We start from the raw sequence: 21,714 nt of genomic DNA on the forward strand, positions 1-21,714 counted from the left end.
GTTCAGCCAACGACGAGACGTGCGTCTGACCGGCTCCATGGGGCCTCGACCACACGGGTCGACCCGAAGGAGGGAAACCATGGACAAGTTCAAGGCCGCTTGGCAGGACAAGGAGCTGCGGCACAGCGCGGCAAAAGCCGCTGGCAAGTGGCTCGGGTGGCAGGTGGTGAAGGCCCTCCTGCGTCTGGCTCTGGAGTTCTGGCTCCAGACCTGATGGGCCACCACGGAGCACGGGGCCGTGCAATCCAGATTCGCGGCCCGGCGCTCACGTGGACAGGTCACCGTCGCCGGCGCGGGACGAGCGGGACGCTCGTCAGGAGGTCATCGGCCCCCTCGGGGACCTCGTCGGGAGCGGGCTGCGAGGTGACCTGGGCAAGCCGCCGTTCGAAGGCGGCGAGGTTGCCTGTCTGGTCGATCGTGGCGATGCCGTTGACGGTGACGCGCAGAGGTTCGGCGAGCAGGGCGGAGATCCGCTCTTGCAGCATTTCCTGCACAACCGCCCGTGCGGAGCCCAGCCGTTCGTACCGTTGCGCCAGGTCATCAGGGTTGGTGTCGGGCCCGAGCTGCGCCAGTAGCCAGCGCAGCACCTCGGTGTCCATGAAGGTCCTTCCACGTGTGGGCCGGGGAGGAGCGGTTGCTCCTCCCCGGCTGGGCCTACGTCGTCTTGCGGAGTGCCTTGGCCTTCGGGGGCGGCTCGCCCTCCCAGCAGGCGGGGTTGGTGATCTGCTCGGCGATGGCCGGGTCCGTCACCTCCGTGCCGACCGTCAGGACGACGGGGACGCGTTCCTCGGGGTCGAGGACGTGCACCGTGGCCGCGAGGACGCCTACGGCCTTCACGGCGGCGCTCACAGGACGGTCGCCGTGATGTGGCAGTCCGGCGAGGCCAGGACCGGCATGGCGACGGCGGCGCCCTTGGTCCAGATTTGCACCGGGTCATCCTGTGCATCCCGCGTGATCACGATGCCGGGCGCCTCCTGCCGTTCGATCTGCGGGTCCGTGCCCCGGGACAGGGCCAGGGACTCGGCCGTGGTGCCGTACTGCGTCTGGCCCCATCGCTGGCGGTCCGGCGGGAGGAGGATCCACTTGTCCTCGGGCAGGACACGCTTGGACACGTCGTCCTGCCAGACCTGCGCCTTGTACTGCGTGATCGGCGGCAGGCCATATGTACCGCGCACGGAGTTGACCTGCTCTGGGGTGAGCGCGGACGTCGGGGTCTGCCCACCGGCCGGGGTGCCGTAGTACGCGGCCCGGTAGGCCTGGTTCCCCGCGAGGTGGGAGGCGGCCTTGCGGGAGGTGAGGACCATCTCGGGGGCCGGGGCGCCGATGGAGTCGAGGTAGTCGATCCAGCGCAGCTCGTCGGCGAGTGGATCCGCTGCCGGGTCCGACCAGGGCTTCGGCGCGGTCGGCATGTTCGCCGCGGGGACGCCGTAGTCCACCTCGACGGTCAGCCCGTTCTCTCCGGCCAGGGTGAAGCGGCCGTCCACGAGGACGTCGCCGGCGGCGAGCTCCAGGCGGGAGCGGATGGCTTCTACGTGCCGCTCGACGTCGTCGTAGAGCAGTTCGATCAGCCGGTCCTCGTCCGCGCCGCGCGTCGCGTCGAGGAGCAGCTGCTCCATCTCGCCCACGAGGAGCTTCTGACCCAGGGCGGGCAGGGTGCCCTCCGTGGTCGTCTGCTCCGCCTGCCGGCGGGCGATCGGCACGCTGGCGTCGTAGGCGCGGTAGGACGCCGTGTTCACACGGCGCTTTGTGTTGCGGATGCGCCACTTCACGTCCTGGACCTGGGTCTCCGCGAAGACGGTCTGGGTGAGCAGGAAGTCAGCCGGATTGGGGATGGAGCGGGCGTAGACGGTGAGGTCTGCGACGGACACGTTCTTCAGCAGGTCGGCGATGCTCATCAGCTCACCGCCAGGAAGCGGATCTGCGCGCCCGCCGGGTTTGCGGCGATCTTCGTGACGTCGATGCCGCCCGGTATCCTCGCGGCCTTGACGGTGCCGTGCCAGAACAGCGCGGCCGGGATCTTGGTCTGGCCGGACGTGAACGCGGCCTCCGCGAACACCAGGCCGGCGAGAACCTGGCGGCCGTCGGTCGCGGCGGGGTCGTACGCCCCGTACAGGCCGGAGGCGGTGATGCGGCCCACGGGCACGCCGGAACGGACGAAGCCGTGCGGGCCGGCGGCCGTTGGCTCAACGTAGTGGGTGCTCTTGGTCAGTTTGGCGAGGTCGAGGGTGATCGTCTCGGTGGAGTCGGTGCCGTGCCGGGAGGCGAGCCAGTCCCGGTCAGCGGTGAGGGTCACGGTGGTGGTGGACGGCTGGATCAAGCCGCTTCTCCTATGTGCCGGAGCGGCCTGCTCTCACCGGATGGTGGAGCGGTCCACGAGAGATGTGGGGCGTGGTCCCCGAAGGCGCGCCGTCGGACGTGCGCGTGGATCAGGAGCTCGGCGGCAGCAGACCGCGCCGCCGGGCCATCGCGAGACCGCCCTCGCCCGGCTTGGGAGCCGGACCGCCGGGGCGGGCCGGAGGTACGGACGCCGGAGCACCGCCCGGAGCCGGCGGAACTTGGCTCGTCCCCGGAGTAGACACGCGGAACAGCTCCGGCCTGCGGCTCTGGAGTTCCGTGACGGCCTGGTCGAGCGCCGTGTCGTCGGCGTCGTCCGGAAGCCGCAGCAGCGCCACCGCGTCCTCCAGGTTGTCTCCGACTGCGCCCCGGCCAGCGAGCGCGGACCGGCGGACGGCACTTCGCTCCCGCGCGACAGCTGCGGCCTCGCGCTGCGCCGCTGCCGTTTCCCGGGCCGTGAGGTCCTGCTCGCGGCGCTGGGTGTCGGTGAGCTGCTGCTGCTCTGCGTCGCGCTGCTGCGTGACCCACTGCTCCAGCTCGGCGGCGGAGGCGAAACCGAGCTTCTCGACCAGGTCGCGGCGCCCAGCCCGGGAACCCTGGTCCTTCTCGCGGGCCATCATCTGCTGAAGCTGCTGCTGCCCCAGGGTGACCTGCGGCTCGCCTCCGTTGGAGGGGTCTTCCGAGGAGGCGCCCAGGACGGGGTAGATCGGGCGGCCGTCGCGACGGTAGCCGAGCACGGCGTGCGGAGGCGGGAGAAGGCGGGACATCAGGACGTGACTCTCCTCGACGTCCCCGCGCCGTAACCGAGTGTACGGAGCCCAGCGGCACGCCTTCGGACGGGCCGCGCCACCCACCTGGCATGATCACCGGTAGAGCGACCAGGTGGGGGGCACCGTGGAAGACAATCAGGTCTCGCTGGACAAGACGCCGCAGCCAGCGCCCAGGGGGAAGATCGCGATCGTGGCCGGGGCCGTCACCGTCGCGGTCGGCATCGGGCTCGCCTTGTGGCAACCGTGGGTCGACCGGACCCCGTTCACGGCCTACGAGGTGGCCGTGCAGGACGCCGAGTACACGACGCCTGGGTCAACACCGGGGACCTGCGTACGCACGAGCGCATCCGAGGAGGAGCGTGTCATCTTCGACGAGGACGGAACGCGTCTCGCCTCAGCCCGGGACCCCCGGGAGGGGGAGGTCCTGGGGCCGGAGTTCGGCGAGTTCGCCGGTGCCTGCCTCTTCGTCTCGCGGATCGACGGTGTGCCCGGCGGCCGGGGCACCTACGTGACGCAGTGGGCTGGAGGCACGAAGTCCACGATGTCCGAAGAGGATCTTCGGGAGTCCCCGGAAGACCAACGCGAGCGCGTCAAGACGTGGAAGCGGAAGAACTTCCGGCCGGCGGAGGACTGACCAGCCCGGGCACGGGGGCGGACTCCTTACCGGCGGTGATCCGATCGATTTCCGCGTGGGCATCGTCGATCGGATACCCGGCCTCTTGCAGCATCCGCACGCCCGTCTCCAGGGACAACAGGCCAGCGCCTACCGCCCGCACGACCTCTTCGAGGACGGCAGCGCGATCGGTGGGGGTGTGCGGGCCGAACACCAGCCGCACGGGGGTGGTCGGCCCGGCAGGCCACCCCTCGGCTTGCCCAGCCTGGTGGAGCCTCTGCACGAACCGGAGCAACAGCGCGTACTTGTGCGCGCGGGCAAGCCGCATCGACTCCACGAGGGAGTCCAGCGGCCCCAGCGAGAGCTGAAGGGCATATCCGCTGGGGACCCTGGACGGGTCGGCGGTGCCCAGGCTCACCGCAGGGAGCCGGGCGTTCACCGCGGCCCGCTCCCGTACCTCCTCGACCCGCGCGCGCAATTCCGCGAGCTGCGCGGAGGTATCGAGGACGTCCATTCGCCCTCCGTCGCCCAGCTGGAACACGGTGCCCGGCTCGACGGCGAGCGGCCGGGGCCGGCCGGTGACCCGGTCCACTTCGATGCGCACCCCGGCCAGGCCGATGATCGGGGCGCCGGTCGTGGCCGATGCGCGGGCCGAGTCCGTGTCGGACTCCGCGAGCTCGTCGAGAGCCTGCATCACCGGAGCCAGGGCTGACTGGCCGAAGTGCTCGCCGTCAGAGACCGAGTTGGTGACGTGCACGATCGGAAGGAAGTCGATACGCAGATCCAGCCGGTCAAGAACCTCCCCATCGGCCCTGGTCTTGACCCGGGCCTTCTCCATCGGCAGGTCATCGAGCTGTTGGCCCAGACGGAGATCGTCAAGCTCCCACTCGGCGTCCGTGAGGTAGCAGGTGACGGCGGAAGGCCGCTCGGCCCACGGGTAGGTGCGCTCGATTTGCCCGGTCTCCGGATGGACTACGTCGCCCTGCTCAAGGAGCCATCCACCGGATTCGTCACCGACCAGGGCACGACGGCCGGCGCCCGTGCTGCGGGTGGCTGCGGAGATCGGTCCCAGCTCGTACGTGATCCGCCGAACTCGCGCCTTGGTACCGCGGGCCGGGTCCTCGGGGATCTCCCACGCCAGGTGAACCCTGGACGGGTAGTCGCCAGGGTCGGCGTCCTCATCGAGGACGGGAAAGTAGAACCCCGGGTCGAGCGTCCGCAGGCGAACGCGCCCCTTCTCCGGATCCCAGGCCAGCAGGTACACGGCGTCCCCGAGCAGCACGGCCTTTCGCTCGGCGGCCTGCATCCGCAGCGGCAGCAGCTCGTGCTCCGCCCAGTCCCGCAGGCGTTGCTGCACCTCTGCAGCCGCGACCGCCTCGGGTGCCGGTTCCTCGTGGCCAGCGTGCTCGGCGCCCGGCGCCACGATCTGCTGCGTCCTGCCCAGCAGGTGGGCGAGGGTGGTGTTCACGAACGCTGCTGCGTCGCCGAACTCCCGTCGTTCAACGCCTGCTTCGTTGCCGGTGAGGAGGGCCAGTTCACCGGCCTGGTTGGAGTCGTAGGCGGCGAGGATCTTGTAGGCCGCCAGGCGGCGGGCAGCGTCGGGCGGCAGCCAGCCCGGCCGGGCCGCCGGTGCGAGGGCCCGGTGGGGGAGGCCGGTGCTGGCGGTGGTCATCATCGGCTTGTAGTTCAGCCACGACCAGGCGTCGGAAACGAACTCGCGCAGGCCCAAGGGACGGACTCCTCAACGGCCCCCGCGCCGGATTCAGCCTAAGCGAGCGAGCCTCACGGCAGTTCGTCGCTACGCTTACGCAGGGGCCGTCCCGGCGCATCCCCCGTCGCCGGGACGGCCCCTGCATAAAGCCCTACCGGCGTCCGGCCAGGCGCCCGTCCCGGTAGCCGCCCAAGGCGGGCTCGCCGTGCTGGGGACTGGCCAGCTCGGTGAGCGCATGAACGGCGGCGTCCATCCGGTCCGGACTGTCCATCCCCGCCACCCAGGTCACCATCTGCTGCTCCAAGGTCGGCCACTGCCCGACGTGGTGAACGCGCCCCTGCTCATAGAGCTGAGCGATCGGCTCGGCGCGCAGACGTTTGCCGTGCTTGGCGGTGACCGGGATGATCGCGGGCATCAGCATCTGCTCGGTCTTGTTCTCGCGGTGCAGGTCCTCCCAGGCCTGCGCGATCACCTGGCGGCTCATGTCCCCGCCGTAGTTCGACTCCACCACGATCGCGTCCGCGCGGAGTTCGATCGCCAGCAGGCACGTTTCCCTGCCCCACGAGTCCGCGCCCCGGTTCCCGCTGCGGTCATCAAGGAGATACAGCTGCCCGTCCGCGTCGCGAGCCGCTGCGACGATGCCTGTCTCGTCCCCGACGGTGGATTCGCCGCCAGCCGGGTCAACGGCGACCACGATGCGGGTGAGGTCGATGCCGCGTAGCTGAGCTGCGGATACCCGGTTGTCGGTGATCCACGCCCAGTCCCAGACGCCGCCGTCCTGCGGCCGAGGCTGCTGCATGTACAGCGACCACCACACGCGCTCGCCCACGGACGCGCGAATCTCCGCAAGGGCGCCCTCGTCGTATCGGTCCGGCCAGAGTGCGCCGCCGACGGAGCGGCCGAGCGCGTCGTCCTCGGCGAGAGCGAGGGCGGGCAGGTCGATGACGGTCCACCGGTGCCGCTCCTCGGCCAGCACTCGGCCGGCCAGGTCGTCCTCATCCCAGCGGGTCTGGATGAGGATGACGGACCCGCCGGGCTCGATGCGCGTCAGGAGGACGGCCTGCCACCACTCCCAGAGGCGGCGCCGCATGGTGGGCGAGCTGGCTTCCGCAGCGTCCTTGATCGGGTCGTCGACCACCGCGAGGTGGGCGCCCTTGCCGGTGAGGCCGCCGCCCACGCCGGCCATGACCGCGCCGCCCTCGGTTCCGAGGAGGTCGAACCGGTTGGCGGCCGAGGAGCCGGGGCGAAGACCGATGCCTATCTGCGGTCCGTGGGCGAGGATCGCGTCCCGGATCCACCGGCCGTGATCATCGGCCAAGTCCGAGGAGTACGAGGCGATCATCACCCGGTGCTCCGGACGCCGCCGCAAGTACCACAAGGGCGCCCAGCGGGCCGCGCGCCGGGACTTGCCGTGGCGAGGCGGCATCGTGAGCAGCAGCCGGGTCGGTACCCCGGCGGCGACCCGCTCGAAGGCGCGGTCGATCAGCCCGAGGTGCGGGGCTTGCATCTCCTTCCCGTCGGTGAGGACCGCCGCCATTGCGCCGGGGGAGCGGTCCATCGCCAGGCCTCGCTCGATTTCGGCGAGGCGGGCCCGGAGCTGTGGTGTGGAGGCTGCGGCGATCTCACGGCGACGCGACGCGGGCAGCGTGCGGTACAGCTGGAGGACCGCAGCCTCGTCAGCCCTCCCCACCCTCGGAACTTGCGTCGCCGGCCAGTGCGATCAGCCGCTCTAGCTCATCAAGGCCAGTGGTCTCCACCTGGACGGCGCCACCGTCCGCGCCGGTGATCTCCGTCCGGACGGGGCGGTTCAGGCCGAGGAGGTGGCTGCTGCGCTCGATGATGCGCACGGCGCGGTCCACGGCGGCCAGGTCACCGGTCCGGATCGCGGAGCGGTACACGCCGAAGAAGAGCCGCTCCAGCCGCTCGGCCATCAACTTGCGCAGCTCATCGGTGCTTTCGTCCAGCACCGTGCTGCGCTCTGCGAGCGCCTTCGACACGTCCTTGCAGGCGAGTTCGATCAGACGGCCATCGCTCGGCGGTTCGGCGCCGCGCCGGTACGCCTCGATGCCGTACCCCTGCGGGTAGGCGATGCCGTCGCTGTTCACCGCTGGATCGGCAGCCAGCTTGCGGCCGATGGTCAGCCAGTCGACTCCGGCCAGCTTCAGGTCGATGGCGTCGGTACGCCGCTGGGTGATGGCGGCCCTTGCGGCCCTGTTGGGGCGGCCCATGTGCGCAGCTCCTCGAAGCCCCCGCGCCGCCCTTCCATGATCCTGTATCGGAGGGCGGCGGCGGGGCTGCGGGCTGCTAGCGGGCGAGCGTCCACTTCGTCAGACGGTCCACGATCTCGAGGACCGACCTGCGCGCGCCGGCGGAGATGAACGCGAAGACGACGAACGACGGGATCAGCGCCACGACCACGACCAACGCGGGCAGCAGACGGACCACGATGGTGCAGAAGTCGAGCACGGAGCGGAGGGTCCGGGTCTGAGACAGGAGGTCGATCAAACGGTCCAGCAAGGTGCACTCCTCGGATACGCGAGCGGGGTCACCTGGTGTCCGACTGAGGGCATACGTCTCCCTCGGACGGTGCCCCGGTGGGGCAACCAAGTGGATGAAGAACCCCGCTGGCCCGCGTTTCACGAGTCAGCGGCAGGTTCGGCACCTGCTGCGCATCCCTGTCTCCCCTGCATATGGACCTGCGGCGCCGGACAGCAGTCCGGCGGCCAGCTGAATTTACTGGCCGCCACACTGCCATTCAAGGGCGCATTTTGGTCACTGTCTAAAAATGCGCGAAACTAATCGCCGAAGGCCAGCTGGGTCACTCCCGGCTGCTCCTCCAGCCGCGGCCCGGCCGGAGCCGCTGGGACATTGCGGTGCTGCTTCAGCCACCAACCGAACTGCCAGTTCCGGCAGGTTCGGAACAGTCGGGCATGGCGGAGTGGTTCCCCGGCGGGGATGGAGTGCTCCCCCCACCCGGTGATGGGCCGCGCGTTCCGAAGTCGTACCGCCAGGCCGGGCACGAGGGCGTCCCCCTCCCACTCATGGCCGGGCGCGTACTCGAAGCCGAGGTGTGCGTTGCGCCCCCAGTCCCACGGGATCGGCAGAGCGCACAGGTACCAGGCTGCCGGCGGATTCGCCGCCGGCAAGAGCAAGCTCTGACGCTTCAGCCGGTGGTTCACGGCTGGCCTGTCGCACTCCGCGAAGGTCTTCAGGCAGTGCTGAGTCAGATCGACCTGACGCACCCCTGCGAGCCACATGATGCGGAACGCGTCGCGCGACTCTATTTCTATGCGAACCCCATCCGAGTTCGCTCCCGATTTCATTTCTACCCCTCCGAATGAGCGTTCCTTTCCTTGATCAATTCTATCAATATTTCCACAATTCCGAAATGCTTGTCGTGTCGATGCCCGTTGGGGTAAGGCATATTGAATTCATTCCGGAAAGCCTCCTCGTATTCCTCGGCGGGGAACGCGCGGGGCTTGCGGCACACGGCCTTGAGGGTTGCCCTGGTGGCGTCGCTGAGCTCGACCTCTTCGAAGTACCGAGACAGCAGACCGCGCAGGCTTTCCGGGGTGTGGTACCTGATCCGCTGCCACTTGCCGCGCACGAACCGCATGTCCACGTTCTCGCTGTCGAGAAATTTCAGCCGCTCCGCATCCCGGCTGATGGAGTGTTCCGAGTTCTCGTATGCCTGCTCGCGGTGCAGGTTGCGGGTGCCAATGGCGACCGTGCCGTCCTTGGCGCACAAGGCGTTGACCGTGAGCAGCACCCAATGCTGGTACTCCAGGCTCGTCGTCGCGTTGATCACCGAGTCCAGGACGACAACCTCGTACAGGCCCCGCTCGCGCAAGTCCCGTTCGATGGTGCGGATCATGCCGACGATGCCTCGGATGTCCAGGCTGTACTTGCCCTTGAGGGTGCGGTACGGCTCATAGTCGTGGACCTGGTAACCCTGCGCCTTCAGGTGGCGGGCGTAGTCCCCGTGGCCGGCGCCGAAGTCGACGACGCGGTGCCCGGTCGTCAGCCACGGCAGGACCAGCTGCTCCCACGTCTCGCTCTTGTACCGGACCTGGTCCGCCTTGGCCTTCGAGGAGTGCTCGCGAAGGCGGTTGGGCTGCACGATGTGCTGGTTCCACACGGGGGCCTGCTCCTCCAGACCGGTCCAGTCGTAGACGCCGTACTCGCCGGTCAGGTCCTCCACGAGCTGGCCGGCGTCGAAGGAAGCGACGGTCCAGGCCAGGACATCGAACCGCTGCGCCTTCGCGACCGCGGCGTACTCCGCGTTGAGGACAACACGGCCCTGGTCGTCGATCACGACCGACCCCCAGGGGCCGTGGCCAGCGGTCATGAAGCCGATGGCCTGCTGGAAGGGGATGTTCTTGGAAGCGACGACCTCGATCGTCTGCCACGGGATCCAGCACCACTGACCGATCGGCCCCGCCTCCGCGTACACGACGGACGACTCGGTCTCGACTCGGTTGTGGAGCAGGTTGAACTTGATCTCGTCCTGGAGGCGGACCTTCTGCGGGAGGATCATCGCGGGCACCGTCTCCTGCCCGATGGCCTTCAGGCCCTTGGTTCGCTGGTGACCTGCGACCAGCGTCCCGTCGGCGTTCAGGATGACGGGCTTGACGACGCCGTGACGGCGCAGGGAGCCCTGGAGCCGCACGAACGACGCCTCGGACAGGCGGCGCGGGTTGTAGTCGGCGGGGCGGAGGTCGGACAGCGGGTACGCCGGATCGAACCGGACGTCGAGCGGGTTCACGCGCTGATCTCCTCTGCGGCGGCGTGGTGCTCCTCGTTCAGGACGTGCCAGCCGAACCCGAGGTCAGAGTCGTGCTCGTCGACGAACTTCCGGTAGAGGCCGTTCAGGAACTCGACCTCGTCCTGGGTGATCCGTACGCGGGTCGAGGACCACTGGAGGTACCCCCACTGGAGGTAGTCCACCGTTGCCGCCGCACCGGTCCCCGCTCCATCGCTGGGCAGCTCGATCGGCGCCGGCAGAGAGGTGTCATCGAGGAGGTCGTCCAGCTGCGCCTGGTCGTAGCCGGTGCCGTCGAGGTCGGGTAGATCAGTGAGGATGTCCGCCAGGAGCTGCGTGTCGTACCCGGCCAGGTCACTCGTCCGGTTGTCGACGATGACGATCTTCGCGGCCGTGTCCTCGTCCACGTCGAGCCAGGTGACCGCGACCTCCTCCCACCCCAGGGCCCGGGCGGCCTTGACGGTGTGGTTGCCCGCCAGGATCTCGTTCGGCGCCCGGTGACGGACCCCTTGTTGACCACGACCGGCTTGTACTGGCCGTGGGTGGCCAAGGACTCGGTGATCGCCGCGAGGTCGCCGGTTCGCGGGTTGCGGTAGTAGTGCGAGAGGCCTTCGAGCGGCACAGCCAGTGCCGCGAGGGAGTCGGGGATGCGGGGTGCAGCAGTAGACACGTGGGCTCCAGCCCCGCGCCCACCTTCGACCTTAGGTGATCAAGCAGGAGGCCCCGCGGCCCTTCATCCGCGGACCGCCACCGTGCACACGACTCGGCGCGCATGGTGGAACACCCCCGCAGGGGAGTACGACCGGAGAGCCGCGCGCAGGTCTCGTTCGTACGCTGCCGTCCTGGTCCCCAGGATCTCCGGGCTCGTGTAGGACATGGAGAACTGCAATCCAACCAGGTCGTCCAGCCCGTACGTGAGGGGCTGATCGAACACGGCGGTGTCCGCCCGCGGGAACGGCGATGCCGACAAGTCGAGCTCTGGATCGTCCCCGCGGTGATGGGGTCCATGGCGTTCCCGGTAGTCAGGCCCCAGGTACTCGGCACCGACGGACTCGATCACGTCCAGCCAGCCGGGCCGAGTGCTCGTGTCGCTGCTGCCGACGAACACCACCCCGCCGGCGGGCTCGACGAGGTCGTCCAGATCGGACAGCACCTGTGCGGCGTCCATCCAGCCGAGGGACCTGCCGAGCGTGGCCACTGCGATCTGCGGGAGCCCAAGCACCGGGAGGTCGGCAGCCCACGCCACCCGCCAGGCGACACCCACCGCCTTCTCGGAGGCGGCGAGTCGTACACCCTCGGCGACCATGGCCGGCTCAGGATCAACGGCGTGGACGACCTTGACGTACCGGGACAGTGGGATCGCCAGCGTTCCCGGACCGCACCCGAGGTCGAGCAGCTGCTGCGTCCCATCAAGCTGGAAGCGGTCACGGATCAACTCGAACACCGCGCTCGGGTACCCGGGCCGGTAGGCGGCGTAGAACGGCGCCGCTGCCGCGAAATTCGTCACGCCACCATCTACAGCGGCTGCCACCTGCGCAGATGTGCTGGCGCACGGCGTGCCGCCTACGCCACCCAGTAGGAGGGCAAAAAAGGCCGTCTTTGACGGTCTGTCGGGACCGCTACGCTGGGCCGATGAAGCCGATCCGCGTCCGATTCGCCCCCTCGCCGACGGGCATGTTCCACGTCGGCGGAGCCCGCTCCGCCCTCTTCAACTGGGTCATCGCTCGACAGGACGAACAGGGGAAGTTCGTCCTGCGGATCGAGGACACCGACGAGGAGCGCAACCGTCCGGAGTGGGTGGAAGGGATCATCAACGCCCTCGCCGCCATCGGCATCAACGCCGACGATCCGCACTTCGAGGGGCCCTTCTTCCAGTCGAAGAACAAGGACGCCCAGCGCGAGGCCGCCCTCCGGCTGTACGCCGAGGGGAAGGCGTACTACTGCGACTGCACCCGCGAAGAGCTCGTCGCACGTACCGGCTCGCAGCACCTCGGGTACGACGGCCACTGCCGGGGCCGCGGACTCGAGTTCGTCGAGGGACGAGCCCTGCGGTTCCGCACCCCCGACGACGCCGCGACCGTCGTGAACGACCTGGTGCGCGGCCGTACGGAGTTCCCGAACAACGCGATGGAGGACTTCGTCATCGCCCGGGGCAACGGCAGCCCCGTCTTCCTTCTGGCCAACGCCGTGGACGACATCGACCAGGGCATCACCCACGTGGTCCGCGGCGAGGAACACCTCTCGAACACACCCAAGCAGCAGGTCCTGTGGGAGGCGCTGGGCGCGGAACCGCCCGTCTGGGCTCACCTCCCGGTCATCGTGAACGAGAAGCGGCAGAAGCTCTCGAAGCGCCGCGACAAGGTGGCGCTGGAGGACTACCTCGGCGAGGGGTACCTCCCTGACGCGCTCGTCAACTACCTGATGCTGCTCGGCTGGGGTCCCTCGGACGGGGTGGAGATCCGGCCCTTCGCCGAGTTCGCGGAGCTGTTCCGGCTGGAGGACGTCAACAAGGCGTCCGCCTTCTTCGACGTGAAGAAGCTGTCCGCCTTCAACGGCGACTACATCCGAGCCCTGACCCCGCGGGCGTTCGTCGAGGCGTGCCGGCCGTGGCTGTCCGGCGATGTCGTCCCCTGGCAGGCTGAGGAGTACGACGAAGCCACCTGGCAAGCCGTCGCCCCGTACGCACAGACCCGGATCGCCGTGCTGTCGGAGATCACCGCCTACGTGGACTGGCTGTTCCTCCCGGAACCGCCGCAGGACGAAGCCTCGTGGACGAAGGCTATGAAGCCGGGGGCCGAGGCGATGATCGCGGGCGCGAGGAAGGCGTGGGGCGCGCTGGACGAGTGGACCACCGAGCACCTGAGGAGTGCCCTGGAAGGCGTCGCGGTCGAGCAGGGCCTGAAGCTGGGCAAGGCGCAGGCGCCGGTGCGGGTCGCTGTCACAGGCCGGACGGTCGGCCTGCCGCTCTTCGAATCGGTCGAGGTCCTGGGCAGGGATCGGACCCTGGCTCGCCTGGATGCCGCAACCGGCCGCCTGGAGAGCCAGGATCGCTAGGACTCAGGTGATCTTGGCGAGTACCTTGCTCCACTCCTCGGCGAAATAGGCCTGATTGAACTGGGCCAGGGTCTCGTACGCGGCCCTGGCCTCTTCGCCGGGCGCCTGCGCGCGCCTTCGGACCTGCTCGGCGAGGCGATTCGTATCCGGCGGCGGCTGCTGCGTCAGCGCCGCGAGGTCACGAAGCCCTGCGAGGGGCTGCACCAGGCTGGGCAGCCCCAACAGCAGGGCCTCGGCCGCGCAGCGGCTCCAGCCCTCGTGCATCCGTGGCCGGAACACCCCAACATCGCAGGCCCGGAGTAGACGCAGGTACCGGTCGCGGGGCAGGTCCAGGTGGGTGCCGGTGAAGCCGATCGTGTTGTTCCCGCTCGCCACGACCTGGATCCCGTGGGCGCCGGCGAGCTCCTTGGCCACGCATTCGGTGCCTTTCCAGTGCACGGCCTTGCCCGTGTAGACGGCGATGGTGCCGGGCTCGAAGGAGAACTCCGCACGGCAGCGAGCACGATCGACGGCGCGGGCCTTGTCGATCTCCGCCATGTCGAAGGCGTTGTAGATCACGCGGACATCCCGCACCCCTCTCTCGCGAAGGAACTCGGCCCAGTACGGGGCCACGCAGACCACGGCCGCGCACTCGGGTAGCAGCGAGAAGAGGTATTGCCAGAGTGCCGCTTCGAGCGGGGCCGAGTCGTGCTGAAGAGGTTCGTAGTGGTGCAGGATGAAGATTGTTCTCTGCCGCATCTCGCGGCTGAAGAGGATCAGGCTCAGGTCGTCCCACACGAACGAGATGTCCGGGCGGTCCAGCGGCGGCATGAGCGGAGCCAGCCGCTGCAGGTGGCGGATCTTCCGCCACCTGCGCACCGGGTCCTGCCGCTTGTGATCGGTCAGCGTCTGCCACTCGACCAGGTCAGCGGTCACCTCGTGGAGCATGCGGAGGTACACCCTGCCGCCGGTCCGGCCGATCGGTTCCATGGAGTACACGGTCTGTGCCACGGCGTTCCTCCTTTTCCTCGTACCGGTGGTACTCGGATCGCAGCAGCTCCGCGGCGGCTGCCAGGTGGGGGCTGAGGTGCCGACACCGTTCCGCGAGCGGCAGTTGGAACTCCACCAGGTCCTCGATGTAGCGGTCCCGCCGGCCTGCATCCGGGGACCGGGACAGGTCCCTGAGGTTGTGGATGCGGTCGGCGAAGCGGATCACCAGCGGCACCGGTGCCAGGGCGGACGTCTTGGCCCGCCACGCCTCCCGGTCTCCGGGCCCCTTCGCCCTGCCCTGAAGGCGGTGGTCGGGGGTGATCGCCGCGATTCGGTCGGCGAACTTCTCACCGAGCCGCGCGGCGATCACCGGGCGCGACTCCGGGGAGACCTCCAGGGCATCGTGGAGGAGCCCCACCATCAGGGCCGTCGTGCAGGTCACCCGGAGCTCGTCGCGCAGGATCCGTACGACCGCCGCCGGGTGCTCAACGTACGGGGTGCCCTGGTCACGGGTCCGCCCGTCGTAGATGGCCAGCGCGACGGGGACGCACACGGCGGCCGTCCTCTGCTCATCGGGGGTCCACCCGTCCGCGCCGAGCGCGTCCCAGAGCGCGAGCGCGTCTTCCTTCATGCCGACATCTCCAGAGGCGGTCGGCCGTGAGACAGCCGGTCAGGGACAAAGAGGGAGTCACCGACGGCCAGAGCGTCGAGGCCGAGGGAAGCAGCTGCCTCCACCGCCTGGGCCGCGGTGCGCAGGATCGGGGTGCCCTTCAGGTTGAAGGACGTGTTCAGGAGCATCGGCAGGCCGGTGCGGCGGCAGAACTGCTCCAGTACCTCTTCCAGCCCGCTGTGCCCCGGGTGGACGACCTGCGCCCGCGCCGTCCCGTCACGGTGGACGATCGCCGGAACGCGGTCCGCCTTCCCGGGGAGGATCCGAACAACCCGGTTCATGAACGGATCACCCTCGCCCGCGAACCACTGGGAGGCGTAGCGGGCCAGCACGGCAGGCGCGAACGGCCGGTAGTCGGCCCGGCGCTTGAGCTGGTTGATCGTGTCCCTGGTGTCGCGGCGGCCGGGGTGCGCCAGGATCGACCGGTGCCCCAGGGCGCGCGGCCCGAACTCCATCGCACCCTGCACCCAGCCGACGACATAGCCGTCAGCGAGGAGCCCGGCCACGGCAGGCGCCACACTGCCGCCGAGCCGGGGCACGGCGTGCCAGTCGGTCGGCAGCAGGCCCAGGCCTGCCCCGTCGGGTTCCGGGCCCCAGCCGGCATCGGTCGGCCGGGCCAGCGGCTCCTGTTGCAGCTGGTGGTGCCACCCGTACAAAGCGGCGCCCACAGCGGTACCTGCGTCATGCGGTGCGGGGGCGACGAAGACGCGGTCGAACCCGGACTGCTCGGCGAGGGAGCCGTTTAGGGCGGAGTTGAGGGCGCAGCCGCCGGAGAAGACCAGGTCCGCGGCGCCGGTCAGCTGGCGCAGGTGCTGAGCGACGTGGACGACGGCCCCGGCGAACGCCTCCTGGACGGCGGCCGCGAAGTCCGCGCGGACGTCGAGCGGGATCACCCCAGCGTTGGCGGACGTCCACTCGTAGCCGCCGGCACGTAGCGGGGTTGCGGCATCGGCCGAACCGTACGGCGCCAGGACGTGGATCTCGCCGTCCTCGCCCAGGCCGATCACGTGGGACATCTGGGAACGGAACCGCTCGGGGTCGCCGTAGGCGGCCAGCGCCATCATGCTCCCCTCGGGTTCGTCGCCCGGCGGGATCACTCGGTGGGCCATGTTGCGGTAGAAGTGCCCCAGGGAGTGGTGGATCCGTTCGATCCCGCTCCTTCCGGCGGCGAGGGTGGGCAGAGCCTGGTGGATCCGGTCAATCTTGCCGTGGCGCAGGTCGTAGCCGGTGATCCTCTCCCGCCCGGGTCCGTACTCGAACCCGAGCGGCGAGCCGCCGGCGTCGATGACGAGCCCGGCCGCGTGGTCGAGGTCGGACATGAGGTACCCGGCCAGGACGTGCGCGGTGTGGTGGGAGACCAGGCGGAGCTTGCGGCCCAGCGGGTCCGGGAGCATCGCCGCCAGCTCTTCGTGCTCGGTCGCGAGCCACTGGCCCGACGACGGGCTCGGACGCATGGCTGCGGCCCACACGGTATCGACCTCGTGCGGGTCGATGCCCGCCGCCTCGAGGCACCAAGCCAGGGATTCGGTGGGCGCGGTGAGGACGCCCTTCCGTCCGCCGTGCCGCCGGTTGTGCTTGAGGCCGGACCAGCGTTCCTCTTCGGCCGCGTACAGCTGGCCGTCCACGACGAGCGCCGCGGAAGTGTCGTGGTGGAAGTTCAGGCCCAGGGCGACAGCCATCAGGCACCTCCGATCAGGGCGGGCACGACGGCGTGCCCGGAGTCGCTGTACTCGTGGCACTTCAGGCAGAACTTGTAGTGGACGGCCCGCGGTGCGAAGACCTTGTCGGCGAAGTCGCTGTCCCACACGGAGAACTCCGAGTCCTCCTTGGCCATGGCGTTGAAGCAGCGGTAGCAGGACCCGTCGGTCTCGACCATGAGGTGCTGGTCGAGGTAGCGGGCGCACAGGCCACCGAGAAGGTTGTCGGGCTGCCCGACGTCGATGTGGTGGACGTCGTTGGTCACGTGGATCGAGCCGGTGGCGCGGGCCAGAGCGGCGAAGCCTTCCATCCGTTCGTCGGAGACCTTGCCGCGGATTGAGTTCAGCACGACGGTCTTGCCGGCCGCACGCAGGACCGGAACGACCTGGTGGACCTCGTTGTAGTTGTCGTGCTCGTCGTCCGCGCCGATGAGGACCTGGTCGTATACCTCCAGGGTCACGTCCATGAGCCTGCGGTTCCGGGCAAGCGTGATTGCGTTGGTCCCGAGCACCATCACCACGTGAGGCAGGCGGTCGTGCGCGAGCTGGGAGAGCTCCGGGAAGCCGCGGTGCACCGTGGGCTCGCCGCCGTTGATGTGCAGCTGGGCGAACGGAACGCGGTCCAGTTGGTCGAGCACGGCGGAGAAGGTCTCGATGGGCATGTTCACGCCGTGCGCGCCGTCCGCGAAGATACAGAAGTCGCAGGACCGGTTGCACTTCGTGGTGATCTTCACCTTGGCGGTCTTGAGGGTCCGCGTGGGTAACCGAGACTGAGTGATCACGAGTTGGGGTCCCTTACCTGTGTGATCGGGCCGCTCAGGAAGTCCTGAACGACGGACCGGGCCACGTTCCAGCGGGTGAGGAGGTCCCGCAGGGTACTGGCCGTGGTCGTGGTTCCTTGTGGGGGCAGAAGGTCCGCCATCGCGCCGGCCAGGCCCCGGTGGGCGCCCGGACCGCTGAGGGCCAGGGCCTGAAGGGCGTCCCGGGCGCTGCTCAGCTCCTTTGCCTCCCGGGCGATCAGGTAGTTGGTGTGCACGCCGGGAGGCGGGGTGAGGTAGTAGCGCCACCTTGCCGTCTTCGTCCGCAGCATGCCTGCCGTCATGGTCCACGCACGGACCGCCCCGATGGCGGGGTCCTCGTCGGGGACGGTCTGGTCCGAGGGGCGGATGAGGCGAGTGGCCGCGTCCACTGCTGCGTGCGCGGACCGCAGCAGCTCGTCCACGGGCAGAGCAGGGCGGGAATGGACGGGGCCGGAGTGGGAGGAGAACAGCTCTGCGTACGGCACCGCGTCCTGCGGCCTCCACCGGACGAGGGCTTCCAGCTTCCCCTGGAGGCGGGTGCGCTTGGACAGGCAGGCGGCGGCGAACCAGCAGGGGGCGACGTAGTGCCAGGCGACACAATGGCGGGCGTAGCCGGTGAGGTCTCCGGTGACGTTGTCGGCCGAGTCGACCCCCAGGCGGTACCGGCCGCCGATGCGGGATTTGAGCAGGGCGCCATAGAAGCGGGCGTCAGCGGTCGTCCAGGGAGCGGAGTCGGCGTCCTTGGCCCACGGCTCCAGGAGCTGGTGCTCGCCGTGGGCGACGGACCAGGTAGCGACCTCCGCGGGTTGGACCAGGCCCGCATCCAGCTCGGCGGTGGTGAAGATGAAGCCGGGCGGGTGTTCCAGGATCCGGGCATGCAGGGGGTCCGCCGCCACGGCCCGGGTGTGGGCCCGGAACAGGCGGTCCCCGTAGTTCGCCCATGAGGGCGGGGTAGAGCTGAGGATCAGCCGGAGGTCGAGGTCGGAGTGCGGGGCGATGAGGTCGGGGCGCTGCCACTTGTGGGTGATCAGGACCGGTCGAAGGCCCGCCCCGGTGAGCTCGCGCAGGTAGCGGTCAGTCGCCTGTGCGTAGAGGCCGGTCACTCGCCGGCGCCTTCGGGCTGGCGCACCGCGCACCCGCCGCCGACGTTGTTGCTGAGGATGGGGAGCAGGATGGGGGTGCCCTCTGGGCGGGGCGTGCGGTCCCAGCGCAGGTCGTAGTCCACGTAGTGCTTGCCACCCCATGCCTCGTTGCTGTCGCGCTCGAGCATGGCGGTGAACAGGTGGGCGAACGCGTCGTCCAGCGTGCCGCCCGCGATGTGGGGGCGGAGCTGGATGTCACGGTTGTGCAGGATGCAGGGACGGGCCACCCCGCTCGCGGTCACCTTGATCCGGTTCGCGTCCGAGCAGGTGGCACACGAGCTGTTCGAGATGAAGCCGATGGACCCTTTCCAGCCCTCCGGCTGGCTGTACTGGCCCGGGCTGCGGACGCCGAGGCTGGTACGCGAGACCTCTCCGGCTCCCGTGAACCAGTCGGACAACAGGGTGCGCACCTCGGCCTCGGGGACGAACTCCTCGTCGAAGAACTCCTGCGCCGGGCCGATGTTCTGGAGCTCGATGAGACGCACCGCCACGGGCAGGGTCCGGGCGATGGAGGCGACGGCGAACGCGTCCTCGACGTAGGAGCGCATCAGGACGCAGTTCAGCTTTACACGCAGGCCGAGCTTCAGCGCCTCTTCGACGGTGGCCATGGAGACGTAGGGGTCGCCGCCGCCCATGATCTTCCGCGACCGCGCAGGGTCCAGGCTGTGGATGGACACGTTCAGGTACGTCAGGCCGGCCTCGGCGAACGCGGGCATGGAGAGGCCGCGGCGCAGGTTGCCGTGCGTGGTCATCCCGATCTGCGCTCCGTCGCCGAGTCCGTCGGCCAGCGCGCGGACGACCCCGAGGATGTCCTTGCGGAGGGTCGGCTCGCCGCCGGAGCAGTGCGCCTTCCGTAAGCCCCAGCGGCCCCCGGCAGCGGCGAGCGCGGTGAACTCGTCGACGCTGAGCAGCTTGTCCTTGTGGCCGTAGTCCGGCATGCAGTGCGGCTTGCAGAACACGCAGTCGAGGTCACAGATCCCGTTCAGGGTGAACGCGTAGTACGGGTGGTTACGGCCCGTTGCCCGGAACGCTTCCAGCACGCGCTGGTGCTCGGCGGTCAGTTCCATCAGTAGCTTCCTTCGATCTGGTGGAGGGCGGTCTCGGCCATGCCACGCATGGGCCGGCCGGAAAGGTAGTTGTGGAGGTTGGCCGCGAAGAAGCGGAGAGCGCCGTCCATGTACGCCCTGGAGAAGGCCGCGCTCTTCGGCGTGAGGAGGACCCGGGGGTGCCGGCGGAGGGGATGCTTGCGGGGAAGCGGACGCGGAGTGGTGACGTCCAGGGCGACGCGCAGCCTGGGCTTCTCATGCAGGGCCTGCGTCATCGCCTGGTGATCGACCGTGGACCCGCGGCCAAGGTTGAGGAACACAGAGTCCGGCTTGAGCGCGGCGAAGGCCGCCGCGTCGAACATGCCGTCCGTGGTCGGGGACTTGGGGAGGAGGTTCACGACGACATCCGCGTTCGGCAGGTGATCACGCCACTGGGTCGCGGGCACGTAGTCGATGAAAGTGTGCTGCCCCTGGGGGAGGGTCCGCCGTACGCCCGTCACGTCCATGCCGAAGGCGTGCCCGAGGAGCCCGAGGTGGGCGCCGATGCTGCCGCAGCCGACGATCAGCATGCGCGAGCCGGCCAGGTCGAAGAACTCCTCGGCCATGGCCTCCTTCCACGAGGACCGGTTCCTCTGGAGGCGGGAGCTGGTGATGATCCCGCGGGAGAAGGCCAGGAGCATGCCCATGGCGTGCTCGGCGACCGGCTGGGCGTGGAATCCGTAGGACCGAGTCACCGTGATGCCGGAGGACAGGAGCTGCGGGACGGGCAGGTGGTCGGTGCCGGCGGACGGCGTTGCGAACCAGCGGAGTCCGAGGTGGTTCCGAAGCCAGTCCGGGTCGAATTGCCACCCGAGGTAGACATCGGCCTCCGCGAGGGCAGCGGGCAGCTCGTGATCCGAGACCGCGTGGAACCGCACCGTCGGGAACGAGGTCTGGAGGCCGACCAGGTGGTGGTCGCGGATGGTGAAGAACTCCTGCTCGGAGTTCAGGGCGATGATGACGGCGGTCACAGCAGCTCTCCTCCGTTTGGCGTGAGGGCCCAGGCTGCGCACCGCTGCATGGCGCGGCGGATCGTGGAGGCGTAGTCGTGCTTCTCGGTGAGCAGTCGGGTTCCTGCCTGCGCGAGGCGGGCGCGATCCGCGGGGGTCGTGGCCAGCGCCCGCCGGAGTGCCTGGGCTAGGGCCGGTGGCTGCTCGGGCGGAGCCGAGAACCCCGTCGAGCCCTCCACCACGGTGCGGGCCAGACCGCCGGCGGAGGTGGCCACGACGGGGCCCGCGCCTGCGGCGAAGCACTCCAACGGGATCCGGCCGAAGGGTTCCTTGCGGGAGGGGACGACCAGGGCGCGCATCCTGGCATCGTTCACCCAGCCTCGAATCGCGGGGTCAAAGCGCGTGAGCAAGGTGGCGTTGACGTTGTGGCGCTTCAGCAGGTCGGCCAGCCGACGCTGGAGCGGGTTTTGCTGGTATGCGGAGGTCACGGCTGCGAGGACGAGATGCGGGAGCGGGAGTCCGTCCACGCGGAGTATCGCGAAGGCCTCCACCAGGTCCTCGAATCCCTTCGACGGCTCGGCGCGGCCGAAGGAGAGAACGAACCCGTCCTCCGCGGCTGGCGGGAGCTGTGGCGCCGTGACCTCCTGCAAGTCCTCTTCACCGAGGAGCAGACCGTTTGGGAGGTCGATCACTGCGGCCTCGGGTATGCCGCAGGCGGTGATGAGGTGTTCGCGCATGTGGGGGGAGATCGCTGCCACCCAGCCACCGCGCTGAACGGCAGTGGCCATCCCCCGCCGCTCCCAAGCGATCTGTTCGTACGCGGCCGGCTCGGTGAGCAGGGTCGAGGACCTGGGGATGAGCAGGATCTCCACCCCCGGGGCGGCGTAGGAGCCCACGGCCAGGAACGGAACGTCGCACCCGATCAGCAGGCTCCCGCGCCCCAGATAGGGCGCGGCGCGGCGCACGGCCATGGCACACAGGACCTCGAGGTCTGATGGGGTTGAGAGCAGAGACGCGCCGTCCACCGGCAGGACGATCGCTCGGACTTCCGTCAGCAGGGCCCCCATCTCGCGACTCCACCGAGGGTCGTACCCTGCGGTCTGTGGGGTGTGGAGAACAGGCACCACCACGAGCCGGCCCCGAGGAACCATCCGCGC

24 protein-coding genes are annotated in these 21,714 nt (G+C 69.4%); 3 read left to right on the forward strand and 21 right to left on the reverse strand.

All coding sequences use genetic code 11. The annotated features are described in order from the left end of the window. Nucleotides 1-79: 79 nt before the first annotated feature. Nucleotides 80-214: a hypothetical protein gene (locus AW27_RS23285; protein ID WP_269084573.1), complete on the forward strand. Its 135-nt coding sequence runs from the start codon at nucleotides 80-82 to the stop codon at nucleotides 212-214. 64 nt (nucleotides 215-278) lie between these two features. Here AW27_RS23285 and AW27_RS23290 read toward each other — a convergent pair whose 3' ends face one another. The 5 genes from AW27_RS23290 to AW27_RS23310 all read right to left on the reverse strand — a co-directional run bounded on the left by AW27_RS23290 (nucleotide 279) and on the right by AW27_RS23310 (nucleotide 3,101). Beyond that, a complete protein-coding gene (locus AW27_RS23290; protein ID WP_037924122.1) occupies nucleotides 279-599 on the reverse strand; it encodes a hypothetical protein in 321 nt (106 codons plus the stop codon). A gap of 55 nt (nucleotides 600-654) precedes the next feature. Further along, nucleotides 655-849, reverse strand: coding sequence for a hypothetical protein (locus AW27_RS23295; RefSeq protein ID WP_037924124.1), 195 nt, complete (start codon nucleotides 847-849; stop codon nucleotides 655-657). Then, complete coding sequence (locus AW27_RS23300) at nucleotides 846-1,895, reverse strand: major capsid protein (RefSeq protein WP_037924126.1); 1,050 nt, start codon at nucleotides 1,893-1,895, stop codon at nucleotides 846-848. Before AW27_RS23300 ends, AW27_RS23295 begins: the two co-directional genes overlap by 4 nt. Next, nucleotides 1,895-2,317, reverse strand: a complete 423-nt coding sequence (locus AW27_RS23305) for a head decoration protein (RefSeq protein ID WP_063890613.1) — start codon at nucleotides 2,315-2,317, stop codon at nucleotides 1,895-1,897. The genes AW27_RS23300 and AW27_RS23305 overlap by 1 nt, the downstream gene beginning before the upstream one ends. Before the next feature lie 109 nt (nucleotides 2,318-2,426). Then, nucleotides 2,427-3,101 (reverse strand): hypothetical protein, encoded by a 675-nt coding sequence (locus AW27_RS23310; protein ID WP_037924128.1) that lies wholly within the window; start codon nucleotides 3,099-3,101, stop codon nucleotides 2,427-2,429. A gap of 127 nt (nucleotides 3,102-3,228) precedes the next feature. On the opposite strand from AW27_RS23310, the gene AW27_RS23315 reads away from it, so the two are divergent. After that, the gene (locus tag AW27_RS23315) at nucleotides 3,229-3,738 is read left to right on the forward strand and encodes a hypothetical protein (RefSeq protein ID WP_157840276.1); all 510 of its coding nucleotides are present in this window, start codon (nucleotides 3,229-3,231) and stop codon (nucleotides 3,736-3,738) included. Here the strand turns inward: AW27_RS23315 and AW27_RS23320 are convergent. The 8 genes from AW27_RS23320 to AW27_RS23355 form a co-directional block, all read right to left on the reverse strand. After that, the gene (locus tag AW27_RS23320; RefSeq protein WP_037924133.1) at nucleotides 3,695-5,446 is read right to left on the reverse strand and encodes a hypothetical protein; all 1,752 of its coding nucleotides are present in this window, start codon (nucleotides 5,444-5,446) and stop codon (nucleotides 3,695-3,697) included. The two genes, AW27_RS23315 and AW27_RS23320, sit on opposite strands and share 44 nt — an antisense overlap. Nucleotides 5,447-5,579: 133 nt before the next feature. Further along, complete coding sequence (locus tag AW27_RS23325; protein WP_037924136.1) at nucleotides 5,580-7,118, reverse strand: terminase large subunit domain-containing protein; 1,539 nt, start codon at nucleotides 7,116-7,118, stop codon at nucleotides 5,580-5,582. Then, entirely contained in the window at nucleotides 7,105-7,656 is a 552-nt protein-coding gene (locus tag AW27_RS23330; RefSeq protein ID WP_037924138.1) for a hypothetical protein, read from the reverse strand. Before AW27_RS23330 ends, AW27_RS23325 begins: the two co-directional genes overlap by 14 nt. A gap of 76 nt (nucleotides 7,657-7,732) precedes the next feature. Further along, the gene (locus AW27_RS23335) at nucleotides 7,733-7,945 is read right to left on the reverse strand and encodes a hypothetical protein (RefSeq protein WP_037924141.1); all 213 of its coding nucleotides are present in this window, start codon (nucleotides 7,943-7,945) and stop codon (nucleotides 7,733-7,735) included. A 278-nt stretch (nucleotides 7,946-8,223) separates the two neighbouring features. Next, nucleotides 8,224-8,580 (reverse strand): hypothetical protein, encoded by a 357-nt coding sequence (locus AW27_RS23340; protein WP_157840277.1) that lies wholly within the window; start codon nucleotides 8,578-8,580, stop codon nucleotides 8,224-8,226. A gap of 173 nt (nucleotides 8,581-8,753) precedes the next feature. Continuing rightward, nucleotides 8,754-10,193, reverse strand: a complete 1,440-nt coding sequence (locus tag AW27_RS23345; protein ID WP_037924145.1) for a methyltransferase domain-containing protein — start codon at nucleotides 10,191-10,193, stop codon at nucleotides 8,754-8,756. Next, nucleotides 10,190-10,597 (reverse strand): hypothetical protein, encoded by a 408-nt coding sequence (locus tag AW27_RS23350; protein WP_052030918.1) that lies wholly within the window; start codon nucleotides 10,595-10,597, stop codon nucleotides 10,190-10,192. The genes AW27_RS23345 and AW27_RS23350 overlap by 4 nt, the downstream gene beginning before the upstream one ends. A 326-nt stretch (nucleotides 10,598-10,923) precedes the next feature. Continuing rightward, nucleotides 10,924-11,697, reverse strand: coding sequence for a class I SAM-dependent methyltransferase (locus tag AW27_RS23355; protein ID WP_052030920.1), 774 nt, complete (start codon nucleotides 11,695-11,697; stop codon nucleotides 10,924-10,926). 167 nt (nucleotides 11,698-11,864) lie between these two features. On the opposite strand from AW27_RS23355, the gene gltX reads away from it, so the two are divergent. Beyond that, nucleotides 11,865-13,244: a glutamate--tRNA ligase gene (gene gltX, locus AW27_RS23360; protein WP_037924496.1), complete on the forward strand. Its 1,380-nt coding sequence runs from the start codon at nucleotides 11,865-11,867 to the stop codon at nucleotides 13,242-13,244. Nucleotides 13,245-13,247: 3 nt separating this feature from the next. On the opposite strand, the gene AW27_RS23365 is transcribed toward gltX, so the two are convergent. Genes AW27_RS23365 through AW27_RS23400 form a run of 8 tightly spaced genes read right to left on the reverse strand, consistent with a single transcriptional unit; the run spans nucleotide 13,248 to nucleotide 21,528 of the window. Continuing rightward, the gene (locus tag AW27_RS23365) at nucleotides 13,248-14,234 is read right to left on the reverse strand and encodes a glycosyltransferase (protein ID WP_037924147.1); all 987 of its coding nucleotides are present in this window, start codon (nucleotides 14,232-14,234) and stop codon (nucleotides 13,248-13,250) included. Beyond that, a complete protein-coding gene (locus AW27_RS23370; RefSeq protein ID WP_063890615.1) occupies nucleotides 14,149-14,844 on the reverse strand; it encodes an HD domain-containing protein in 696 nt (231 codons plus the stop codon). The genes AW27_RS23365 and AW27_RS23370 overlap by 86 nt, the downstream gene beginning before the upstream one ends. Then, a complete protein-coding gene (locus AW27_RS23375; RefSeq protein ID WP_037924150.1) occupies nucleotides 14,841-16,562 on the reverse strand; it encodes a carbamoyltransferase C-terminal domain-containing protein in 1,722 nt (573 codons plus the stop codon). Before AW27_RS23375 ends, AW27_RS23370 begins: the two co-directional genes overlap by 4 nt. Further along, on the reverse strand, nucleotides 16,562-17,359 hold the full coding sequence (locus tag AW27_RS23380; protein ID WP_037924502.1) for a radical SAM protein: 798 nt from the start codon (nucleotides 17,357-17,359) through the stop codon (nucleotides 16,562-16,564). The genes AW27_RS23375 and AW27_RS23380 overlap by 1 nt, the downstream gene beginning before the upstream one ends. Further along, nucleotides 17,359-18,483 (reverse strand): hypothetical protein, encoded by a 1,125-nt coding sequence (locus tag AW27_RS23385; RefSeq protein WP_052030922.1) that lies wholly within the window; start codon nucleotides 18,481-18,483, stop codon nucleotides 17,359-17,361. Before AW27_RS23385 ends, AW27_RS23380 begins: the two co-directional genes overlap by 1 nt. Next, nucleotides 18,480-19,589, reverse strand: a complete 1,110-nt coding sequence (locus AW27_RS23390) for a radical SAM protein (RefSeq protein ID WP_052030924.1) — start codon at nucleotides 19,587-19,589, stop codon at nucleotides 18,480-18,482. Before AW27_RS23390 ends, AW27_RS23385 begins: the two co-directional genes overlap by 4 nt. Then, nucleotides 19,589-20,578 carry a D-2-hydroxyacid dehydrogenase gene (locus AW27_RS23395; protein ID WP_037924152.1) on the reverse strand — a complete coding sequence of 330 codons (990 nt, stop codon included), beginning with the start codon at nucleotides 20,576-20,578 and terminating at the stop codon, nucleotides 19,589-19,591. Before AW27_RS23395 ends, AW27_RS23390 begins: the two co-directional genes overlap by 1 nt. After that, entirely contained in the window at nucleotides 20,575-21,528 is a 954-nt protein-coding gene (locus AW27_RS23400; protein WP_157840278.1) for a glycosyltransferase family 4 protein, read from the reverse strand. Before AW27_RS23400 ends, AW27_RS23395 begins: the two co-directional genes overlap by 4 nt. Nucleotides 21,529-21,714: the final 186 nt, after the last annotated feature.

Origin of the sequence: Streptomyces sp. PCS3-D2 (assembly GCF_000612545.2) — a bacterium.
GTDB lineage: Bacteria > Actinomycetota > Actinomycetes > Streptomycetales > Streptomycetaceae > Streptomyces.

Coding starts and splice junctions, on each gene's coding strand:
- AW27_RS23285 (WP_269084573.1), top strand. CDS start 80: ATGGACAAGTTCAAGGCCGCTTGGCAGGACAAGGAGCTGCGGCACAGC.
- AW27_RS23290 (WP_037924122.1), bottom strand. CDS start 599: ATGGACACCGAGGTGCTGCGCTGGCTACTGGCGCAGCTCGGGCCCGAC.
- AW27_RS23300 (WP_037924126.1), bottom strand. CDS start 1,895: ATGAGCATCGCCGACCTGCTGAAGAACGTGTCCGTCGCAGACCTCACC.
- AW27_RS23310 (WP_037924128.1), bottom strand. CDS start 3,101: ATGTCCCGCCTTCTCCCGCCTCCGCACGCCGTGCTCGGCTACCGTCGC.
- AW27_RS23330 (WP_037924138.1), bottom strand. CDS start 7,656: ATGGGCCGCCCCAACAGGGCCGCAAGGGCCGCCATCACCCAGCGGCGT.
- gltX (WP_037924496.1), top strand. CDS start 11,865: ATGTTCCACGTCGGCGGAGCCCGCTCCGCCCTCTTCAACTGGGTCATC.
- AW27_RS23370 (WP_063890615.1), bottom strand. CDS start 14,844: ATGAAGGAAGACGCGCTCGCGCTCTGGGACGCGCTCGGCGCGGACGGG.
- AW27_RS23375 (WP_037924150.1), bottom strand. CDS start 16,562: ATGGCTGTCGCCCTGGGCCTGAACTTCCACCACGACACTTCCGCGGCG.
- AW27_RS23390 (WP_052030924.1), bottom strand. CDS start 19,589: ATGGAACTGACCGCCGAGCACCAGCGCGTGCTGGAAGCGTTCCGGGCA.
- AW27_RS23400 (WP_157840278.1), bottom strand. CDS start 21,528: ATGGCCGTGCGCCGCGCCGCGCCCTATCTGGGGCGCGGGAGCCTGCTG.